At 69.7% G+C, this 21,528-nt stretch carries 14 protein-coding genes and 2 rRNA genes; 12 read left to right on the top strand and 4 right to left on the bottom strand.

Annotated features, from left to right (window positions below; all coding sequences use genetic code 11):
* Nucleotides 1–23: 23 nt before the first annotated feature.
* A complete protein-coding gene (gene radA, locus BGK67_RS16320) occupies nucleotides 24–1,436 on the bottom strand; it encodes a DNA repair protein RadA (protein ID WP_069920773.1) in 1,413 nt (470 codons plus the stop codon).
* A gap of 147 nt (nucleotides 1,437–1,583) precedes the next feature.
* Between radA and BGK67_RS38890 the strand changes: the two genes are divergently transcribed.
* Nucleotides 1,584–3,308, top strand: coding sequence for a BACON domain-containing protein (locus tag BGK67_RS38890; protein WP_069920772.1), 1,725 nt, complete (start codon nucleotides 1,584–1,586; stop codon nucleotides 3,306–3,308).
* A 26-nt stretch (nucleotides 3,309–3,334) separates the two neighbouring features.
* On the opposite strand, the gene BGK67_RS16310 is transcribed toward BGK67_RS38890, so the two are convergent.
* Nucleotides 3,335–4,207, bottom strand: coding sequence for a DUF3109 family protein (locus BGK67_RS16310; protein WP_069920771.1), 873 nt, complete (start codon nucleotides 4,205–4,207; stop codon nucleotides 3,335–3,337).
* Between the two features lie 63 nt (nucleotides 4,208–4,270).
* Between BGK67_RS16310 and BGK67_RS16305 the strand changes: the two genes are divergently transcribed.
* The 4 genes from BGK67_RS16305 (at nucleotide 4,271) to ilvD (ending at nucleotide 8,747) form a co-directional block, all read left to right on the top strand.
* Entirely contained in the window at nucleotides 4,271–5,209 is a 939-nt protein-coding gene (locus BGK67_RS16305) for a Ppx/GppA family phosphatase (RefSeq protein WP_069920770.1), read from the top strand.
* A gap of 112 nt (nucleotides 5,210–5,321) precedes the next feature.
* On the top strand, nucleotides 5,322–6,155 hold the full coding sequence (locus BGK67_RS16300) for a sugar phosphate isomerase/epimerase family protein (protein WP_069923910.1): 834 nt from the start codon (nucleotides 5,322–5,324) through the stop codon (nucleotides 6,153–6,155).
* Nucleotides 6,152–6,769, top strand: a complete 618-nt coding sequence (locus tag BGK67_RS16295; RefSeq protein ID WP_069920769.1) for a TetR/AcrR family transcriptional regulator — start codon at nucleotides 6,152–6,154, stop codon at nucleotides 6,767–6,769. The genes BGK67_RS16300 and BGK67_RS16295 overlap by 4 nt, the downstream gene beginning before the upstream one ends.
* Before the next feature lie 127 nt (nucleotides 6,770–6,896).
* Nucleotides 6,897–8,747, top strand: coding sequence for a dihydroxy-acid dehydratase (gene ilvD, locus BGK67_RS16290; RefSeq protein WP_069920768.1), 1,851 nt, complete (start codon nucleotides 6,897–6,899; stop codon nucleotides 8,745–8,747).
* A 113-nt stretch (nucleotides 8,748–8,860) separates the two neighbouring features.
* On the opposite strand, the gene BGK67_RS16285 is transcribed toward ilvD, so the two are convergent.
* Nucleotides 8,861–11,020, bottom strand: coding sequence for a serine/threonine-protein kinase (locus BGK67_RS16285; protein ID WP_069920767.1), 2,160 nt, complete (start codon nucleotides 11,018–11,020; stop codon nucleotides 8,861–8,863).
* Nucleotides 11,021–11,125: 105 nt separating this feature from the next.
* Here BGK67_RS16285 and BGK67_RS16280 point away from each other — a divergent pair, with 105 nt between their 5' ends.
* The 5 genes from BGK67_RS16280 to proC all read left to right on the top strand — a co-directional run bounded on the left by BGK67_RS16280 (nucleotide 11,126) and on the right by proC (nucleotide 14,612).
* Entirely contained in the window at nucleotides 11,126–11,428 is a 303-nt protein-coding gene (locus BGK67_RS16280) for an SH3 domain-containing protein (protein ID WP_069920766.1), read from the top strand.
* Between the two features lie 72 nt (nucleotides 11,429–11,500).
* Nucleotides 11,501–12,037, top strand: a complete 537-nt coding sequence (locus tag BGK67_RS16275) for a hypothetical protein (RefSeq protein WP_069920765.1) — start codon at nucleotides 11,501–11,503, stop codon at nucleotides 12,035–12,037.
* Between the two features lie 81 nt (nucleotides 12,038–12,118).
* Entirely contained in the window at nucleotides 12,119–12,928 is an 810-nt protein-coding gene (locus BGK67_RS16270; RefSeq protein ID WP_069920764.1) for an ABC transporter ATP-binding protein, read from the top strand.
* Nucleotides 12,925–13,680, top strand: coding sequence for an ABC transporter permease (locus BGK67_RS16265; RefSeq protein WP_069920763.1), 756 nt, complete (start codon nucleotides 12,925–12,927; stop codon nucleotides 13,678–13,680). Before BGK67_RS16270 ends, BGK67_RS16265 begins: the two co-directional genes overlap by 4 nt.
* A 122-nt stretch (nucleotides 13,681–13,802) precedes the next feature.
* Nucleotides 13,803–14,612 (top strand): pyrroline-5-carboxylate reductase, encoded by an 810-nt coding sequence (gene proC / locus BGK67_RS16260; protein WP_069920762.1) that lies wholly within the window; start codon nucleotides 13,803–13,805, stop codon nucleotides 14,610–14,612.
* Nucleotides 14,613–14,680: 68 nt separating this feature from the next.
* On the opposite strand, the gene trpS is transcribed toward proC, so the two are convergent.
* Complete coding sequence (gene trpS / locus BGK67_RS16255; RefSeq protein WP_069920761.1) at nucleotides 14,681–15,679, bottom strand: tryptophan--tRNA ligase; 999 nt, start codon at nucleotides 15,677–15,679, stop codon at nucleotides 14,681–14,683.
* A 926-nt stretch (nucleotides 15,680–16,605) separates the two neighbouring features.
* Between trpS and BGK67_RS16250 the strand changes: the two genes are divergently transcribed.
* Nucleotides 16,606–18,129, top strand: a 16S ribosomal RNA gene (locus BGK67_RS16250).
* Between the two features lie 269 nt (nucleotides 18,130–18,398).
* Nucleotides 18,399–21,516, top strand: a 23S ribosomal RNA gene (locus BGK67_RS16245).
* The 16S and 23S rRNA genes sit together here, the layout of an rRNA operon.
* Nucleotides 21,517–21,528 lie beyond the last annotated feature (12 nt).

Here is a 21,528-nt window from a genome sequence, read left to right as displayed (position 1 = left end):
TTCGGGCGGGGCCGCGCAAGGGCCTAGGAGCCGTCGCGCTCCTTGGCCGGCGTACGGGAGCGGCCGCGCGGCAGGACCCGGAGCGCGTCGCCCATGTCGGCCACCTCCGTCACCTTCATCCCGGCCGGAACCTTGCCCGGATCCGACGGCACCAGGGCGTGCGTGAAGCCGAGGCGGTGCGCCTCGGCGAGCCGCCGCTGGACGCCGGTCACCCGGCGCACCTCGCCGGCCAGGCCGACCTCCCCGATGGCCACGAGGTTCTTCGGGAGCGGGACGTCGCTGGCGGCGGAGGCCAGGGCCAGCGCGATCGCCAGGTCGGCGGCCGGCTCGGTCAGCTTCACCCCGCCCACGGTGGCGCTGTAGATGTCGCGCTTGCCCAGCGCGGTGATCCGGCCGCGCTGCTCCAGCACCGCCAGCATCATCGAGACGCGCGAGGTCTCCAGGCCGGACGTGGTGCGCCGCGGGGAGGGGATCTGCGAGTCCACGGTCAGCGCCTGCACCTCGGCGACCAGCGGGCGCTTGCCCTCCAGGGTCACCGTCAGGCAGGTCCCGGGGACCGCCTCGGCGCGCCGGGTCAGGAACAGCCCGCTCGGGTCGGCGAGCCCGGTGATGCCCTCGTCGTGCAGCTCGAAGCAGCCCACCTCGTCGGTGGCCCCGTACCGGTTCTTGACGCCGCGCACCAGCCGCAGCCGGGCGTGCCGGTCGCCCTCGAAGCTCAGCACCACGTCGACCAGGTGCTCCAGGAGGCGGGGGCCGGCGATCGCCCCGTCCTTGGTGACGTGGCCGACGAGGAGGGTGGACATGCCGCGCTCCTTGGAGGCGCGGATCAGGGCCCCGGCGACCTCGCGGACCTGGGCCATGCCGCCGGGCGCGCCGTCGATCTCGGGGGAGGCGACGGTCTGTACGGAGTCCAGGATGAGCAGGGAGGGCTTCACCGCGTCGAGGTGCCCGAGGACGGCCGACAGGTCGGTCTCGGCCGCCAGGTAGAGGTGGTCGCTCAGCGCGTTGATCCGGTCGGCGCGCAGCCGCACCTGGCTCGCGGACTCCTCGCCCGTCACGTACAGGGTGCGGTGGTCGCCGTTGGACGCCTTCGCCGCGACGTCGAGCAGCAGCGTCGACTTGCCGACGCCGGGCTCCCCGGCGAGCAGCACCACCGCGCCGGGCACGAGCCCGCCGCCCAGGACCCGGTCCAACTCGTCCACGCCGGTGCTGCGCGCGGTCGCCGTCCGGCCGTCGACCTGCGCGATCGGCACGGCGGCGGTGGAGACCCGGCCCGCGGCGGTGGTCCGCACGGCGGGCGCGCCCATCTCCTCGACGGTGCCCCACGCCTGGCACTCGGGACACCGCCCGAGCCACTTCGCGGTCGTCCAGCCGCACTCGGTGCAGCGGTAGGACGGCCGGTCCTTGGCGGATGAACGAGCGGTGCGGGCAGCCATGCCGCACACGGTAGCCTCCGGCACCGACAGCGCCGACACCGCTGCCGGCAACCGCACCGTCAGCGTTCCACCGATCTGTTCACCCGTAAGGGCTAAATCCGGGTAAGGCTTCCGGAGGTCCACCGGCGCGCCGCCTACGGTCGCCGAGTGAACAGCAGCAGCCAGGCACACTCCTCGTCACGCTCCGGCGCACACCGGGCGCACGGGCGCACGCCCCGCGAGGGGGAGCCGCCGCCCTTCCGGCACGAGCCCTACCTGGACGGCCTGTTCACGTACTGCCTGTCGGTCCTGTGCGACCACGACACCGCCGCCGACGTGCTGGGCGACGTGCTCGCCGTGGCCGAACGGCATCCGGGCCGCTGCCCCGACGAGGGCGACCGGCGGGCCTGGCTCTACGCCCTGGCCCGCTGGGGCTGCCTGTACCGGCTGGCCGACCAGCGGCGTGCACGGCAGGGAGCGCACTGCGCCCGGCGCGCGCCGGAGCGCATGGACCCCGGTCGTGCGCCGGGCGAAGGCACGGAAGGCTCCCCGCCGGGCGGGCCCCGGCGCACGCTTGACGTGAGCGCCTACCGGCGTACCGAGCTGGCCCGGCTCGCCTGGCCGGAGGCCGCCGGGACCACGCCCGAGCAGCGCGAGGCCCTGGAGCTCGCCGTCCGCCACCGGCTCGGCGTCGCCGAACTGGCCTCCGTCCTCGGCACGCCCCCGGCCGCCGCGCGGGAGCTGCTGTCCGGCGCCGCGTGCGAGGTGGAGCGCACCCGTACCGCCCTCGCCGTCGTGGAGACGGGCAACTGCCCCAGCGTCTCGCGGCTCACCGGCGACGGGCAGGTACTGCTGTCCACCACGCTGCGCGCGGAGCTCGTGCGCCACGTCGACGACTGCCCGCGCTGCCGCCGCGTCGCCGAACGCGTCGGCGCCGGAGCCCCCTGGCCCGGCTCCGTCGGCACCGGCACCGCCACCCTCCCGCTCGTCCCCGCCCCCCGCACCGCCGTCCACGCGGCGATGGTCCGCTCCGGCGGCCGGGGGCGACGGCCCGCCCCGCGCTTCGACCGCACCGGCTTCCCGATGGACCCGAAGGACCGCGCGGCCCGCCGCGACCGGATGCGGGCCCGGGCGGTGACCACGACCGTGGTCGCCACCGTCGTCGCCGCGCCGGTGATCGCGCTGTGGGCGGCGTACCGCGGCGGGCCGGACACCGGCGAGACCGTCGGCGACGCCGCCACCCGCATCTCCGCGAGCGAAACCGACCTCCCGCTGCCGCCGCACGTCGGCGGACGCCCGCTGACCGCCTACGAGAACGCCGGGAACACGTCCTCCACCACCGGCGGGGCCGCATTCGCCCGGGGCAGCGCCGAGCCCGACGTCTCCGTCGAGGTGATCAGCAGCGGACCCCCGCCGGGCGCCGACCGGCCCGGCGCGCCCGGCCGGCTGACCGTGGCCGCGTCCTCCTACGGGAGCACCACGCTGCTCACCCTCACCGCGTCCGGCGGCGCCCCGGTGGACTGGCGCCTCTGGTCCGACGCGCCCTGGCTGCACGCGAGCCGGACCGCGGGCACCCTGGCCCCCGGAGAATCGGTCACCCTGCGGATCGCCGTCGACACCCAGGCCCAGCCCGCGGGGGGCTGGACGGCCCGCGTGGGAGTGGATCCCGGCGGTACGGTCGTCGCCATCCAGGGCCGCGGGCGCCCGGCTCCGGAGCCGCCGTCGACCCCGGACCCGACGCCCACCCCGACGCCGCCCGCGAGTCCGACACCCACCCCGACGCCGCCCCCGGACCCCACCCCGACGCCCACCCCGACCCCGACGCCCACGCCGACATCAGGAGGAACGGTTTCCCCGGACCCCGACCCCGCCCCGTCGGCCTCTTCGAGCTAGCGGGCCGAGGCCGTCCCGTCCCGGCCTCAGGGTGCGGGGAGCACCGGGTCGGCCGGGTGCGGGGCCATCGGCAGCAGCGAGGCGAGCCGCGCCTCGCACAGCTTCACCAGCTCCTCGTACGCCTCTTTGCCCATCAGCTCGATCAACTCGGGGCGGTACGACACGTACACCGGCTCCCCGGCGGCGTGCGCGGAGGTCGCCGACGTGCACCACCAGTGCAGGTCGTGCCCGCCCGGGCCCCAGCCGCGCCGGTCGTACTCGCCGATCGACACCTGGAGCACCCGGGTGTCGTCGGGCCGCTCGATCCAGTCGTAGGTACGGCGGATCGGCAGCTGCCAGCAGACGTCGGGCTTGGTCTCCAGCGGCTCCCGGCCCTCCTTCACGGCCAGGATGTGCAGCGAGCAGCCGGCCCCGGCGGGGAACCCCGGCCGGTTCAGGAAGACGCACGCGCCGTCCCAGCGGCGGGTCTGCTTCTCCCCGTCGTCGTCGTGCTGCGTCCAGCCGGTCTCGCTGCCCACGTCGTGGAACTGCCACAGCTCGGGGGTCAGCCGGGCCACGTGCCGGGCGACGCGCTGCTCGTCGTCCTCGTCGGAGAAGTGCGCGCCGAGCGTGCAGCAGCCGTCGGAGGCCCGGCCCGCCTGGATGCCCTGGCAGCCCTGGCCGAAGACGCAGGTCCAGCGGGAGGTGAGCCAGGTCAGGTCGCAGCGGAAGACCTGCTCGTCGTCGGCGGGGTCGGGGAACTCCACCCAGGCCCGGGGGAAGTCGAGGCCCTTCTCGTCGGCGGCCGGTGCGGCGGCGGGCAAGGCGGCCGGGGCCTTGCCCGCCTTGTCCGCCTTGCCGGCCTTGTTCTCCGCCTTGTTGCCGGATTTGGTCTTGTTGGCCTTCTTCGTCTGTGGCACAAACCCAAGCCTAAGCGCCCCTCGCTCACCCCCTGAGCGTTCGCCGCAGTAGCGTTTCCCCCTATGAGACTCGGTGTCCTTGATGTGGGTTCGAATACCGTCCATCTGCTGGTGGTGGACGCGCACCCCGGCGCGCGCCCGCAGCCGGCGCACTCGCACAAGGTGGAGATGCGGCTGGCGGAGCTCCTCGACAAGAGCGGAGCCGTCACGCCAGAGGGCATAGAGCGCCTCGTCTGGGTGATCGCCGACGCGGTGCAGGCCGCCGAGGACAAGGGCTGCGAGGACGTGCTGCCCTTCGCGACCAGCGCGGTGCGCGAGGCCACCAACGCCGACGCCGTGCTGGCGCGGGTCAAGGCCGAGACCGGCGTGGACCTGCCCGTGCTGAGCGGCGAGGACGAGGCACGGCTGACCTTCCTGGCCGCGCGCCGCTGGTTCGGCTGGTCGGCCGGGAAGCTGCTGGTCCTCGACATCGGCGGCGGCTCGCTGGAGATCGCGTACGGCATCGACGAGGACCCGTACGCGGCCGTCTCCCTCCCGCTGGGCGCGGGCCGGCTCACGGCGGGCTGGCTGCCGGGCGACCCGCCGGACGCGGTGGACATCCGGGCCCTGCGCCGGCACGTGCGGGCGGAGATCGCGCGGACCGTGAGGGAGTTCACCCGCTTCGGGACCCCGGACCACGTCGTGGCGACCTCGAAGACCTTCAAGCAGCTGGCCCGCATCGCGGGCGCGGCCCGCTCGGCGGACGGCCTCTACGTGCAGCGGGACCTGACCCGCAAGTCGCTGGAGGAATGGGTCCCGCGGCTGGCCGCGATGACCACCGCCCAGCGCGCGGCCCTCCCGGGAGTCTCGGAGGGCCGGGCGAACCAGCTGCTGGCGGGAGCGCTGGTCGCCGAGGGCGCGATGGACCTCTTCGGCGTCGACGACCTGGAGATCTGCCCGTGGGCGCTGCGCGAGGGCGTCATCCTGCGCAGGCTGGACCACCTGCCGACGGGCACCGCCTAGTGCTGTGAGCGGGAAGCACTGGATACAAAAAACCCGGACGCCGCGCGCCGTCCGGGCCCGCGGGGCGACACGTGCCCGGGGGCGCCGGGCCCGTACCCCGTACCCTGTGTCCGTGGCAGAACCAGTCCGTGTCCCGACCGCGAAAGTCGCCCTGTCCACCGCCTCCGTCTATCCGGAGTCCACGGCGACCGCCTTCGAGATCGCCGCGCGCCTCGGCTACGACGGCGTCGAGGTCATGGTCTGGACGGACCCGGTCAGCCAGGACGTCGACGCCCTGCGCCGACTGTCCGACCACCACCAGGTGCCGATCCTCGCGATCCACGCGCCGTGCCTGCTGATCACCCAGCGGGTGTGGTCCACCGACCCCTGGACCAAGCTCCAGCGCGCCCAGGCCGCGGCCGAGCGGCTCGGCGCGTCCACCGTGGTCGTGCACCCGCCCTTCCGCTGGCAGCGCCAGTACGCGCGGGACTTCGTCACCGGGATCTGGCGGATGGCCGACGAGACCGACGTCCGGTTCGCCGTCGAGAACATGTACCCGTGGCGCTACCGCGACCGCGAGATGCTCGCGTACGCGCCCGAGTGGGACGTGACCAAGGACGACTACCGGCACTTCACCGTCGACCTGTCGCACACCGCGACCGCCCGTACCGACGCCGCCGCGATGATCGACCGGATGGGCGACCGGCTCGCGCACGTCCACCTCGCCGACGGAAACGGTTCGGCCAAGGACGAGCACCTGGTCCCGGGCCGCGGTACGCAGCCCTGCGCCGAGCTGCTGGAACGGCTCGCCCGTACCTCCTTCGACGGGCACGTGGTGATCGAGGTCAACACCCGCCGCGCCATGTCGTCGGCCGAGCGCGAGGCCGACCTCGCCGAGGCGCTGGCCTTCACCCGCCTGCACCTCGCCACCGCGCCCGCCCCGCGCGACGGGGCCCGGCGCCCGTGACCGAGCCCGTCAAGCGCCGCCGCGGTCCCGGCCGGCCCCGCCAGGACGAGGTCGAGGAAGGTCCGGGCACCCAGGAGCGCATCCGCCTCGCCGCCCGCTCCGAGTTCGCGGCGCGCGGCTACGACAAGACCTCCGTACGCGGCGTCGCCAAGGCCGCCGGGGTGGACCCGGCCCTGGTCCACCACTACTTCGGCAGCAAGGACGACCTCTTCGCCGCCGCCATCGAGCTGAGCATGGAGCCGGCGATGGTGGTCCCGGCGATCCTCGGCGAAGGTCCGGACGGCATCGGGGAACGGCTCGCCCGCTACTTCCTGGGGATCTGGGAGAACCCGGTCACCCGGGCGCCGCTGCTGGCCGTGATCCGGTCCGCGCTGACCCACGAGGCGGCGGCCTCGGTGCTGCGCCGCATCGTCCTGCGCCGCGTGCTGGAACGGGTGGCGGCCGACCTCGACGTCCCCGACCCGACCTTCCGCGCCGAACTCGCCGCCTCCCACATGGTCGGCATCGCGATCCTGCGCTACGTGGTCCAGGTCGAACCCCTCGCCTCCGCGGACCCGGACGACATCGTGGCCCTGGTGGCGCCCACCCTCCAGCGCTACCTGACCGAGGAATGAGCCGTCCGTCCCGGCATGCGGACGTGCTGTCCGTATCGCGGGCGAGGGGCGTAGCCTCGTAACTGATTCATATCTACAGTCGTGGCCGCGCTCGCAAGGCCGGCCGCACCCATGGGGAGTGAACCCGATGCCCGAGCTGAGGTCCCGCACCGTCACCCACGGCCGCAACATGGCGGGCGCACGCGCCCTTATGCGTGCGTCGGGCGTAGCGAGCGAGGACATCGGCAAGCCGATCATCGCGGTCGCCAACTCCTTCACCGAGTTCGTCCCCGGGCACACGCACCTCGCCCCGGTGGGCCGGATCGTCTCCGAGGCCATCCGCGCCGCCGGAGCCATCCCCCGCGAGTTCAACACCATCGCGGTCGACGACGGCATCGCCATGGGCCACGCCGGCATGCTGTACTCGCTGCCCTCCCGCGACCTGATCGCGGACAGCGTCGAGTACATGGTCGAGGCCCACTGCGCCGACGCCCTGATCTGCATCTCCAACTGCGACAAGATCACCCCGGGCATGCTGATGGCCGCCATGCGCCTCAACATCCCGGTCGTCTTCGTCTCCGGCGGCCCGATGGAGGCCGGCCAGGCGACCCTCGTCGACGGCACCGTCCGCAAGCTCGACCTGATCGACGCCATGGTCGACGCCTCCAACGAGAACGTCTCCGACGAGGACGTCCTGCGGATCGAGGAGAACGCCTGTCCGACGTGCGGCTCCTGCAGCGGCATGTTCACCGCCAACTCGATGAACTGCCTCGCCGAGGCCATCGGCCTGGCCCTCCCCGGCAACGGCTCGGTCCTCGCCACGCACACCGCCCGCCGCGCCCTCTACGAGGAGGCCGGCCGCACGGTCGTCGAGATCACCAAGCGCCACTACGAGCAGGACGACCACTCCGTCCTGCCCCGCAGCATCGCCACCCGCGAGGCCTTCGAGAACGCCATGGCCCTGGACATCGCCATGGGCGGCTCCACCAACACGATCCTGCACCTGCTGGCCGCGGCGCAGGAGGCGGGCCTGGACTACGACCTCACCGACATCGACGAGGTCTCGCGCCGCGTCCCGTGCCTGGCCAAGGTCGCCCCGAACGTGGCGCCCGGCGGCACGTACTACATGGAGGACATCCACCGCGCCGGCGGCATCCCCGCCATCCTCGGCGAGCTGCACCGCGGCGGACTCCTCAACAAGAACGTCACCACCGTCCACTCGGACGGCCTGGAGGACTGGCTCGCGAAGTGGGACGCCCGCTCCGGCACGGCCTCCGAGGAGGCCATGGAGCTGTGGCACGCGGCCCCCGGCTGCAAGCGCTCCGCCACCGCCTTCTCCCAGTCCGAGCGCTGGGGGACCCTCGACCTCGACGCCGAGGGCGGCTGCATCCGCTCCGTCCAGCACGCGTACTCCAAGGACGGCGGGCTCGCCGTGCTGCGCGGCAACATCGCGCTCGACGGCTGCGTCGTGAAGACGGCCGGCGTCGACGAGTCGATCTGGACCTTCGAGGGCCCGGCCGTCGTCTGCGAATCGCAGGACGAGGCGGTCGACAAGATCCTGCGCAAGCAGGTCAAGCCGGGCGATGTCGTCGTCATCCGCTACGAGGGTCCGCGCGGCGGTCCCGGCATGCAGGAGATGCTCTACCCGACCTCCTTCCTCAAGGGCCGCGGCCTCGGCAAGGTCTGCGCCCTGGTGACCGACGGCCGCTTCTCCGGCGGCACCTCGGGCCTGTCCATCGGCCACGCCTCCCCGGAGGCGGCCTCGGGCGGCACCATCGCGGTCGTCGAGGACGGCGACCGGATCCGCATCGACATCCCGAACCGGTCCATCGAGCTCCTGGTCGACGAGGCCACGCTGGCGGCCCGCCACGAGGCCCTCGGCGGCGTCTACGCCCCGAAGGACCGCGAGCGCAAGGTCTCCGCGGCCCTGCGCGCCTACGCGGCGATGGCCACGAGCGCCGACAAGGGCGCCGTCCGGGACGTCTCCCGCCTGGGCTGACCCGCCACCCCGCACCGCGTCGCGCGATGCCCCCGCACCTTCGAGGCGCGGGGGCATCGCGCGTTCACCTGCTGAGGCGGGGCGCCATCATCCCGCCGCGGGATCCGCCGCGTTCACCACGCCGCGGGATCGCCCGCGGCCACCGCGAACACGGACCCGTCGGGCGCGCTCCCGTAGACCCGCCCGTCGGCGACCACGGGGGCGGGGACGGTGGCCGTGTAGGTGCCCCGGCCCGTCCCCATCCGCGGGTCCGTCTGACCGACCAGCCGTCCGGCGCGGGCGTCGACCGCGATCAGCCGGCCGTCGGCCGCCATCAGGAACAGCCGCCCGCCGTCGACGACCGGCCGGGAAGCCGCGGCCACGGCCGTCTCCAGCCGCCACGCCTCCTTCTCCCCGGCGACCGCCGTCAGCGCGCCCGAGATGCCGATCAGGTACACCACCCCGTCCGGTCCCACGGCCGCCTCGGCCTGCAACTGCTCCACCGACAGCGGGGTGCGCCGTACCGCCCGCGTGGCGAGGTCGACGCGCACCACCGCGACGGTCATCCCCTGCAGGTCGCCCGCCGTCAGGTGCAGACCGCCCTGGGCGACCCCCACCGGCTTGAGCAGCCCGGGTGCGCGCAGCTGCCAACGCACCGTGCCGTCGGCCGGATCGACCGCCGAGACCTGCGAGGACGTGCCGTCGTCGGCGCGCGTCGACACGTACAGGTCGAGGGCGCCTTCCGCCCGGCCGGGACCGGTGAGCCACACGGACCCCGTCCGCCCCAGGCGCTTGCTCCAGCTCACGTCGCCGGTGGCCGCGTCGAGGGCCGTGACGCTCCCGTCCGCCCCGGCGGCCAGCACCTTCGAACCGGCCGGCAGCACGGTCGCGTTCCGCGCGATGTCCTTCTTCCACCGCGGCTCGCCCGTGGCCGGATCCAGCGCCTGGAGCAGCCCGCTGCCGGGGGTCACGGCGAGGACGAGCCCGCCGCCCGCGACGGGCTCGATGGCGGTGGCGCCCGCCGCCCGGGTCCCGGTGCCCGGCGCGGGCACCGACCACACGAGGGCCCCGTCGGCCGGGTCCAGCCGGGCCGCGACCAGGCCCGGGGTCGAGCAGTACAGCGCCCCGGCCGCCGCCGCGCACGCGGACACCGTGTTCCCGGGGCCGCGGTCGCCGAGCGCGGCCGACCACGGCGTGGGGGCCGGCGGGGGCGCGGCCGGGCCCGGCGCGTGCGGCGCCGCGCGCCCCGCGGGGTCCCCGCCGCCGCCGAACCACGCGTACCCCGCGGCGGCGGCGCCGCCCGTCAGCAGCAGGGCCAGGGCGAGCGCGAGGGCGAGCCGCCGCGGCCGCCGCCCCGCCGCGGGGGCCTCGGGGACCCGTACGCGCCGGTGCGTGACGTCGTCGGCGGCGGACGGGAGGAGCGGCGACGAGACCGGCCGCCGGGGCCGCGGTATGAAGGCGCGGGTCTCCTCCCCGGTCGGGTAGGCGGCCGCCCGCAGCTCTCCGAGCAGGGCGTCGGGGGTCGGCCGGTCGGCGGGGTCCTTGGCCAGGCAGCGCGCGATGACCGGCGCGAGGGAGGACGGCACCCCGGTCAGGTCCGGCTCGCTGTGCACCACCTGGTAGGCGACGAGGTAGTGGCTGTCGGAGTCGAAGGGCCCGCGGCCGGTCGCCGCGTGGACGAGCACCGCCCCCATCGCGAACACGTCCGCCGCGGGCCCGACCTCGCGCGGCCGCTGGAACTGCTCGGGCGCCATGAACGGGGGTGTCCCGATGAGCTTGCCGGTCTCGGTCCGCAGATCGCTGTCGGCGGGCCGGGAGATCCCGAAGTCGATGACGCGCACCCCGTCGGGCGCCATCAGGACATTGCTGGGCTTGAGGTCCCGGTGCACGACACCGGCCCGGTGGATGTCCCGCAGCGCCTCCGCCAGACCGGCGCCGAGCCTGGCCAGCGCTCCGGGGCGCAGGGGCGCCTCTCGTACCTGCTCGGCGAGCGTGGGGGCGTCGATGAACAGGGTGGCCATCCACGGCCGCTCGGCATCGGGGTCCGCGTCCACGACGGGCGCGGTGAACGCGCCGCTCACCCGACGGGCGGCCGCCACCTCCTGGCGGAACCTGGCCCGGAACTCCGGATCCATCGCGTGCTGCGCGTGGACGACCTTGACCGCCAGCCGCAGACCGGACGCGGAGGTGGCCAGATGAACCACTCCCATGCCACCGGAACCCAGGACGGATTCCAGCCGGTACCGCCCGGCGTACTCCGGAAAACCGGCCCGTTCCGCGCGCAGTGGATGCACTGCCGACCACCCCCGCCGGAGCCTAGTCGATGGCGCATATGAAGCGGTAAGGTCCTGCTACCCTGCGCGAGTTGCGGAGCGTCATGCTCAAGGGGGAGATTTTCGATGTCGGTTGAGAACGAAGCGAACGAGGTCCAGACCCTTTCCGCCGGGTCCGGCTACAAGTCCTACCCGGTCGCGCCCGGCGTCCAGCTCAACGTGCGCAGCGGCCCGGGCACCGGATACCCCGTCGTCGGCGTCCTGCCGCTGGGAGGCCGGGTGACGATCCGCTGCCAGTGCGCGGGCACCACCGTCTCGGGCCCCTACGGCACCACGAACCTGTGGGACTGCGTCGGCAACGGCCAGTTCGTCTCCGACGCGTACGTGAAGACGGGCAGCGACGGCTACGTCGCCGCGCACTGCGGCTAGTACTGGGCCACCGCCCGTCTGACACGTGAGACGCACCCGGTCCGGCCGGCCCGGCGGTGGATAATCGCCGATGTGAGCGACGACCAGCGAGACCAGCCCCCCGCCGAGCCGGCCCCGGCCGGCGCCCAGGCCGTACCCGCCGGACCCGAGCCCGAGCCGATCCGGTTCTTCGGCACCACCTGGGTGAACCACGACGGGGGCTACGCCCTGCGCCGCGCCGCCGTCGCCGTCGGCTCGCTGGCCACCGCCGTCGCCGCCGCGGTGCTGCTCCGCCTCTCCTACGAGGGCCTGGAGCTCGGCAACGTCGGCCCCTTCCTCAGCATCTCCGTCGTCGTCCTCTTCGCGATCGCCGGCTCCATCGCCTTCGCCAAGACCTGGGAGTCCTTCAGCCGCCGCCCGGCCCCCTCCTCCGACGAGGCGGCCCTCAAAGGCCTGAAGACGATCGGGTTCATCGGCTCCCTCATCGCGTACTTCCTCCGCTGCCTCGTCGAGGCCCCCGGCGAGAAGCTGCGCCGCGCCGAGTACGAGCGTTCCGTGGCCGATTTCGCCCGCCGCCGCAGCGCCCGCACCGGCAACCCCGCCGCGCGCCGCCCCAAGCGCAAGAAGTAACCCGCACACATCCCGCCTCCCTCCGCAGCGGCTTCGCCCCGGCGATTGACGCCCGGCACCGCCAGGAGCATTATTCATCACATGATGAATAACCCGCCTCCAGAAGCCGCGGGCGCTCCGCCCGCCGCCGTGCACGCCGCCGGCCTGACCGTCCGCCGCGGCACGGGCCGAGCCCCCCGCACCGTCCTCGACCGCATCGCCTTCGACGTCCCCCGCGGCCGCATCACCGGCCTCCTCGGCCCCTCCGGCTGCGGGAAGTCCACCCTCATGCGCGCCATCGTCGGCACCCAGGCCCACGTGACCGGCACCCTCGACGTCCTCGGCCGCCCCGCCGGCCACCCCGAGCTCCGCTCCCGCATCGGCTACGTCACCCAGGCGCCCTCCGTCTACGACGACCTCACCGTCCGGCAGAACCTCGACTACTTCGCCGCCGTCCTCGACCCGGGCCGCGCCGCCGCCGACCGCCGAGCCGCCGCGGTCCGGCAGGCCATCACCGACGTCGACCTCACCACCCACACCGACGCCCTCGCCGGCAACCTCTCCGGCGGACAACGCAGCCGCGTCTCCCTCGCCGTCGCCCTGCTCGGCACCCCCGAGCTCCTCGTCCTCGACGAACCCACCGTCGGCCTCGACCCCGTCCTGCGCCGCGACCTCTGGAACCTCTTCCACGAGATCACCCGCACCCGCGGGGCCACGATCCTCGTCTCCTCGCACGTCATGGACGAGGCCGAGCGCTGCCACGACCTCCTCCTCATGCGCGAGGGGCGCATCCTCGCCCAGGACACCCCCGACGCCCTGCGCGCCCGAACCGCCTCCGCCACCGTCGAGGAGGGCTTCCTCCGCCTCGTCGACGAGGCCGCCGCCACCGCCGCCAGGGAGCCGCAGCGATGACCGCCACATCCTCGATCAACGTCGCCCGCACCACCGCCACCGCCGGCCGCGTCCTGCGCCAGCTCGGCCACGACCCGCGCTCCATCGCCCTGATGCTGCTGGTCCCCGTACTGATGCTGACGCTGCTCCGCTTCGTCTTCGACAGCAGCCCGCGCACCTTCGACGGCATCGGCGCGTCACTCCTCGGGATCTTCCCCCTCATCACCATGTTCCTGGTGACCTCCATCGCCACCCTGCGCGAGCGCACCTCCGGCACCCTGGAGCGCCTCCTCGCCATGCCGCTGGGCAAGGGCGACCTCATCGCCGGCTACGCCCTCGCCTTCGGAGCCGTCGCCGTCGTCCAGTCGCTCCTCGCCACCGGGCTCGCCCTCTGGCTCCTCGGCCTCGACGTCGTCGGCTCCCCCTGGCTGCTCCTGCTCGTCGCCCTCCTCGACGCGCTCCTCGGCACCGCGCTCGGCCTCTTCGTCTCCGCCTTCGCGGCCTCCGAATTCCAGGCCGTCCAGTTCATGCCGGCGGTGATCTTCCCCCAGCTCCTGCTGTGCGGCCTGTTCGCGGCCCGCGACACCATGCACCCCGTCCTGGAAACCCTCTCGGACGTCCTGCCCATGTCCTACGCGGTCGACGGCATGACCCAGGTCCTCACCCACACCGACATGACCGCCGACTTCGTCCGCGACGCCGTCATCGTCGCCGCCTGCGCCCTGCTCGTCCTCGCCCTCGGCGCGGCCACCCTCCGACGCCGGACCCCGTAGCCCGACCCCCACCCCGGCCCCGGCCGCCCACGGACCGGACACCCCGCCCGGCCCACCGGCCCGGGTGCAAGGATGATGCCGTACGCAGTCATACGCAGCGCGTTCGGCGAGGTGAATCGGGCATGACCCAGACAGTCGCAGTCCTCGGTACCGGCAAGATCGGCGAGGCCCTGCTCAGCGGGATGATCCGCGGCGGCTGGCCCGCCTCCAAGCTCCTCGTCACCGCCCGCCGCGCGGAACGCGCCGAGGAGCTCCACGCCCGCTACGGAGTCGAGGCCGTCAGCAACGCCGAGGCCGCCAAGCGCGCCGACACCCTCATCCTCACCGTCAAGCCGCAGGACATGGGCAAGCTCCTCGAAGAGCTCGCCCCGCACGTCCCCGCCGACCGCCTGGTCATCAGCGGCGCCGCGGGCGTCCCGACCGCCTTCTTCGAGGAGCGGCTCGCTCCCGGCACCCCCGTCGTCCGCGTCATGACGAACACCCCCGCCCTCGTCGACGAGGCCATGTCCGTCATCTCGGCCGGCAGCCACGCCACCGCCGCGCACCTCCTCCACACCGAGGAGATCTTCGGCGGGGTCGGCAAGACCCTGCGCGTCCCCGAGTCCCAGCAGGACGCGGCCACCGCCCTCTCCGGCTCCGGACCCGCGTACTTCTACTTCCTCGTGGAGGCCATGACCGACGCCGGGATCCTCCTCGGCCTGCCCCGCGCCCAGGCCCACGACCTGATCGTGCAGGCCGCCATCGGCGCCGCCGTGATGCTCCGCGACAGCGGCGAGCACCCGGTCAAGCTCCGCGAGGCCGTCACCTCCCCGGCGGGTACGACGATCAACGCGATCGTGGAGCTCGAGCGGCACGGCGTGCGCGCCGCCCTGATCGCCGCCCTCGAAGCGGCCCGCGACCGCAGCCGCGAGCTCGCCTCCGGCAACAGCTGAGCCGCGGATACGGGCCACCGCCCGAACGGTGGCCCGTACCGCACGCGCCCGGCTTCCCCGTCACTCCTTCACGGAGCGAGCAGCCCGATGGCCTCGTACGCCCGGTCGACCACCGGCCGCGCCAGCGCCCGGGCCCGCCCCGCACCCTCCCGCAGCACCTTGTCCACCTCGGCCGGATCGGCCGCCAGTTCGGCATGCCGCTCCCGCACCGGCCGCAGCAGCTCGACCACCGCGTCGGCGACGTCCCGCTTGAGGGCGCCGTAGCCCGTATACCCCTCGGCGAGGCGCACGGGATCCGCACCCGTACAGGCGGCCAGGACGTCCAGCAGGTTCGCGACCCCGGGCCGCGCCTCGCGGTCGTAGACCACCCCGCCGTCCCCACTGTCGGTGACCGCCCGCATCACCTTCTTGCGCACGACCCCCGGCTCGTCGAGCAGGTAGACGATCCCGGCGCCGTTCGCATCGGACTTCCCCATCTTCGAGGTCGGCTCCTGGAGGTCCATGACCCGCGCGGCCACCGCCGGATGCGTGGCCCTGGGCACCGTGAACGTGTGCCCGTACCGCTGGTTGAAGCGCACGGCCAGATCCCGGGTCAGCTCGACGTGCTGCCGCTGGTCCTCGCCCACGGGCACCTCGTCGGTCCGGTATGCCAGGATGTCGGCGGCCATCAGCACGGGATAGGTGAGCAGCGACAGCCGTACGCCGTCCCCGGCGGCCTGTGCCTTCGCCGCCTTCTCCTTGTACTGGATCATCCGGCGCAGCTCCCCGTCGGTGGCGGTGCACTCCAGCAGGTAGGCCAGCCGCGTGTGCTCGTCGACGTGGCTCTGCACGAAGAGCGTGCACCGCTGGGGGTCCAGCCCGGCAGCGAGCAGCAGCGTCGCCGCCTGCCGGCTGAGCCGCCGTACGCGGGCCGGCTCGTGCTCGACGGTCAGCGCGTGCAGGTCGACGACGCAGAACAGGGCCTCGTCCGGCGCGTGCTCGGCGGCGACCCACTGCCGTACGGCGCCCAGGTAGTTGCCCAGCGTCAGGTGTCCGGTCGGCTTGACCCCGCTGAAGATCCTCGTCATGTCCCGCTCTCCCTATGTGTGAGTGGTGTGGGGGCCGCCGCGTCGGGCGACCGAGCCCACTCCCGGGAGGGGAGAAACGAAAACGGCCGCCGGAGCGGCGGCCGTGAGCGCATGCGTGCTCGTGTTGCTGGTCGGCCGCCGTCAGGCGGCCCACCAGCGGAGGTTGAGCGTGAGCGCATGCGTAGTCATGGGGTCAGGGTAGACGGAACGGGATGAGGACGCCGTGAAGTTCGCGCACCCGTCGTGGCTGGTCAGCCGGGGGTTGACACAGGTGTACCCGATCCGTAAGGTTCTTCGAGTTGTCCGAAGTGAGCGCCGACTCCGGTCGGTCCCCGGACAGCCATCCCGCACTACACATTCGAACGAACGACTGACTTTGTCGTCTCGTTTTCATGCGTATTTGCGAATGAGGAATCCGCGTCCGAGGACGCCGCCGCCGATTAGGTTCGGGGGCACGGAATCCGCTACTGTCTCACTCGCCGGAAGGGCCCAACAGCCCGGAAGGCAACCCCCGCTGACTGGGGGTCAGGCCCGAAAGGATCTGATAGAGTCGGACCCGCCGGAAAGGGAAAGCGCGAAAGCGCAGGACCTGGAAAGCACCGAGGAAATCGGGCCCGAGAGGGTCTGATAGAGTCGGAAACGCAAGAACAGCAGGAAAACAGAACGAAAGCCCGGAGGAAAGCCCGAGAGGGTGAGTACGAAGGAAGCGTCCGTTCCTTGAGAACTCAACAGCGTGCCAAAAATCAACGCCAAAAGTTGATACCCCGTCCATTTCGGTGGATGAGGTTCCTTTGAAAAAGACCTGTGGGGCTCCCTCGTGGAGTGCTTGCAGGCGATTACACAGCGAGGACGCAGTGGACGGTCGGTCTTATTCCGACATGATCGTCCCGCTCTACGTGATGTGTGCACCCGATTACGGGTAAACATTCATGGAGAGTTTGATCCTGGCTCAGGACGAACGCTGGCGGCGTGCTTAACACATGCAAGTCGAACGATGAAGCCCTTCGGGGTGGATTAGTGGCGAACGGGTGAGTAACACGTGGGCAATCTGCCCTTCACTCTGGGACAAGCCCTGGAAACGGGGTCTAATACCGGATACCACTCCTGCCTGCATGGGCGGGGGTTGAAAGCTCCGGCGGTGAAGGATGAGCCCGCGGCCTATCAGCTTGTTGGTGGGGTAATGGCCCACCAAGGCGACGACGGGTAGCCGGCCTGAGAGGGCGACCGGCCACACTGGGACTGAGACACGGCCCAGACTCCTACGGGAGGCAGCAGTGGGGAATATTGCACAATGGGCGAAAGCCTGATGCAGCGACGCCGCGTGAGGGATGACGGCCTTCGGGTTGTAAACCTCTTTCAGCAGGGAAGAAGCGAAAGTGACGGTACCTGCAGAAGAAGCGCCGGCTAACTACGTGCCAGCAGCCGCGGTAATACGTAGGGCGCAAGCGTTGTCCGGAATTATTGGGCGTAAAGAGCTCGTAGGCGGCTTGTCACGTCGGATGTGAAAGCCCGAGGCTTAACCTCGGGTCTGCATTCGATACGGGCTAGCTAGAGTGTGGTAGGGGAGATCGGAATTCCTGGTGTAGCGGTGAAATGCGCAGATATCAGGAGGAACACCGGTGGCGAAGGCGGATCTCTGGGCCATTACTGACGCTGAGGAGCGAAAGCGTGGGGAGCGAACAGGATTAGATACCCTGGTAGTCCACGCCGTAAACGTTGGGAACTAGGTGTTGGCGACATTCCACGTCGTCGGTGCCGCAGCTAACGCATTAAGTTCCCCGCCTGGGGAGTACGGCCGCAAGGCTAAAACTCAAAGGAATTGACGGGGGCCCGCACAAGCAGCGGAGCATGTGGCTTAATTCGACGCAACGCGAAGAACCTTACCAAGGCTTGACATATACCGGAAAGCATTAGAGATAGTGCCCCCTTGTGGTCGGTATACAGGTGGTGCATGGCTGTCGTCAGCTCGTGTCGTGAGATGTTGGGTTAAGTCCCGCAACGAGCGCAACCCTTGTCCTGTGTTGCCAGCATGCCCTTCGGGGTGATGGGGACTCACAGGAGACCGCCGGGGTCAACTCGGAGGAAGGTGGGGACGACGTCAAGTCATCATGCCCCTTATGTCTTGGGCTGCACACGTGCTACAATGGCCGGTACAATGAGCTGCGATACCGTGAGGTGGAGCGAATCTCAAAAAGCCGGTCTCAGTTCGGATTGGGGTCTGCAACTCGACCCCATGAAGTCGGAGTTGCTAGTAATCGCAGATCAGCATTGCTGCGGTGAATACGTTCCCGGGCCTTGTACACACCGCCCGTCACGTCACGAAAGTCGGTAACACCCGAAGCCGGTGGCCCAACCCGTAAGGGAGGGAGCTGTCGAAGGTGGGACTGGCGATTGGGACGAAGTCGTAACAAGGTAGCCGTACCGGAAGGTGCGGCTGGATCACCTCCTTTCTAAGGAGCACAGTACCGATTGCAGACAAATGTTCTGCACGGTCAGCTCATGGGTGGAACGTTGATTAGTTGGCACGGTTTCTGATCTCGAGTACTGCTTCGGCGTGGAAAGAGAGACGGGATCGTGCTTGGCACGTTGTTGGGTCCTGAAGGTACGGCCGTGAGGTCATGTCTTCAGTGCCGGCCCCAGTGAACTTGTGCTCTTTGAGTACAGGGTGATGGGTGGCTGGTCGTTGTTTGAGAACTACACAGTGGACGCGAGCATCTGTGGCCAAGTTTTTAAGGGCGCACGGTGGATGCCTTGGCACCAGGAACCGATGAAGGACGTGAGAGGCCGCGATAGGCCCCGGGGAGCTGCCAACTGAGCTTTGATCCGGGGGTGTCCGAATGGGGAAACCCGGCAGTCGTCATGGGCTGTCACCCATGCCTGAACACATAGGGCATGTGGAGGGAACGAGGGGAAGTGAAACATCTCAGTACCCTCAGGAAGAGAAAACAACCGTGATTCCGGGAGTAGTGGCGAGCGAAACCGGATGAGGCCAAACCGTATGCGTGTGATACCCGGCAGGGGTTGCGCATGCGGGGTTGTGGGAATGAGCTTGATCGGTCTGCCGGCCGGTCGGCGAGTCAGAAACCGTTGATGTAGTCGAAGGACATGCGAAAGGTCCGGCGTAGAGGGTAAGACCCCCGTAGACGAAACATCAGCGGCTTGCTTGCTCATCTCCCAAGTAGCACGGGGCCCGAGAAATCCCGTGTGAATCTGGCGGGACCACCCGCTAAGCCTAAATATTCCCTGGTGACCGATAGCGGATAGTACCGTGAGGGAATGGTGAAAAGTACCGCGGGAGCGGAGTGAAATAGTACCTGAAACCGTGTGCCTACAAGCCGTGGGAGCGTCGCTCATTGGTTTACAATGTCGTGACTGCGTGCCTTTTGAAGAATGAGCCTGCGAGTTAGCGGTGTGTAGCGAGGTTAACCCGTGTGGGGAAGCCGTAGCGAAAGCGAGTCCGAATAGGGCGATTGAGTTGCACGCTCTAGACCCGAAGCGGAGTGATCTAGCCATGGGCAGGTTGAAGCGGAGGTAAGACTTCGTGGAGGACCGAACCCACCAGGGTTGAAAACCTGGGGGATGACCTGTGGTTAGGGGTGAAAGGCCAATCAAACTCCGTGATAGCTGGTTCTCCCCGAAATGCATTTAGGTGCAGCGTCGTGTGTTTCTTGCCGGAGGTAGAGCACTGGATAGGCGATGGGCCCTACCGGGTTACTGACCTTAGCCAAACTCCGAATGCCGGTAAGTGAGAGCACGGCAGTGAGACTGTGGGGGATAAGCTCCATGGTCGAGAGGGAAACAGCCCAGAGCATCGACTAAGGCCCCCAAGCGTACGCTAAGTGGGAAAGGATGTGGAGTCGCAGAGACAACCAGGAGGTTGGCTTAGAAGCAGCCACCCTTGAAAGAGTGCGTAATAGCTCACTGGTCAAGTGATTCCGCGCCGACAATGTAGCGGGGCTCAAGCGTACCGCCGAAGTCGTGTCATTGCAGCAATAGGGCCAACGCCCGCTGTGATGGGTAGGGGAGCGTCGTGTGCCGGGTGAAGCAGCAGCGGAAGCTAGTTGTGGACGGTTCACGAGTGAGAATGCAGGCATGAGTAGCGATACACACGTGAGAAACGTGTGCGCCGATTGACTAAGGGTTCCTGGGTCAAGCTGATCTGCCCAGGGTAAGTCGGGACCTAAGGCGAGGCCGACAGGCGTAGTCGATGGACAACCGGTTGATATTCCGGTACCCGCTTTGAAACGCCCAATATCGAATCAGGCGATGCTAAGTCCGTGAAGCCGTTCCGGACCCTTCGGGGAAAGGAAAGTGGTGGAGCCGACGAACCAGACTTGTAGTAGGTAAGCGATGGGGTGACGCAGGAAGGTAGTCCAGCCCGGGCGGTGGTTGTCCCGGGGTAAGGGTGTAGGCCGAGGGGTAGGCAAATCCGTCCCTCATTAAGGCTGAGACCTGATGCCGAGCCGATTGTGGTGAAGTGGATGATCCTATGCTGTCGAGAAAAGCCTCTAGCGAGTTTCATGGCGGCCCGTACCCTAAACCGACTCAGGTGGTCAGGTAGAGAATACCGAGGCGTTCGGGTGAACTATGGTTAAGGAACTCGGCAAAATGCCCCCGTAACTTCGGGAGAAGGGGGGCCATCACTGGTGATCGGATTTACTCCGTGAGCTGGGGGTGGCCGCAGAGACCAGCGAGAAGCGACTGTTTACTAAAAACACAGGTCCGTGCGAAGCCGTAAGGCGATGTATACGGACTGACGCCTGCCCGGTGCTGGAACGTTAAGGGGACCGGTTAGTGCGCTTTCGGGCGTGCGAAGCTGAGAACTTAAGCGCCAGTAAACGGCGGTGGTAACTATAACCATCCTAAGGTAGCGAAATTCCTTGTCGGGTAAGTTCCGACCTGCACGAATGGCGTAACGACTTCTCGACTGTCTCAACCATAGGCCCGGTGAAATTGCACTACGAGTAAAGATGCTCGTTTCGCGCAGCAGGACGGAAAGACCCCGGGACCTTTACTACAGTTTGATATTGGTGTTCGGTTCGGCTTGTGTAGGATAGGTGGGAGACTTTGAAGCGGCCACGCCAGTGGTTGTGGAGTCGTCGTTGAAATACCACTCTGGTCGTGCTGGATGTCTAACCTCGGTCCGTGATCCGGATCAGGGACAGTGTCTGATGGGTAGTTTAACTGGGGCGGTTGCCTCCCAAAGGGTAACGGAGGCGCCCAAAGGTTCCCTCAGCCTGGTTGGCAATCAGGTGTTGAGTGTAAGTGCACAAGGGAGCTTGACTGTGAGACCGACGGGTCGAGCAGGGACGAAAGTCGGGACTAGTGATCCGGCGGTGGCTTGTGGAAGCGCCGTCGCTCAACGGATAAAAGGTACCCCGGGGATAACAGGCTGATCTTCCCCAAGAGTCCATATCGACGGGATGGTTTGGCACCTCGATGTCGGCTCGTCGCATCCTGGGGCTGGAGTCGGTCCCAAGGGTTGGGCTGTTCGCCCATTAAAGCGGTACGCGAGCTGGGTTTAGAACGTCGTGAGACAGTTCGGTCCCTATCCGCTGTGCGCGTAGGAATATTGAGAAGGGCTGTCCCTAGTACGAGAGGACCGGGACGGACGAACCTCTGGTGTGCCAGTTGTCCTGCCAAGGGCATGGCTGGTTGGCTACGTTCGGGAGGGATAACCGCTGAAAGCATCTAAGCGGGAAGCCTGCTTCGAGATGAGTATTCCCACCTCCTTGAGAGGGTAAGGCTCCCAGTAGACGACTGGGTTGATAGGCCAGATGTGGAAGCCCGGTAACGGGTGAAGCTGACTGGTACTAATAGGCCGAGGGCTTGTCCTCAGTTGCTCGCGT

It is taken from the genome of Streptomyces subrutilus (assembly GCF_001746425.1).
GTDB classification, from domain to species: Bacteria; Actinomycetota; Actinomycetes; order Streptomycetales; family Streptomycetaceae; genus Streptomyces; species Streptomyces subrutilus_A.
This window is presented reverse-complemented; position numbering and strand designations above follow the sequence as displayed.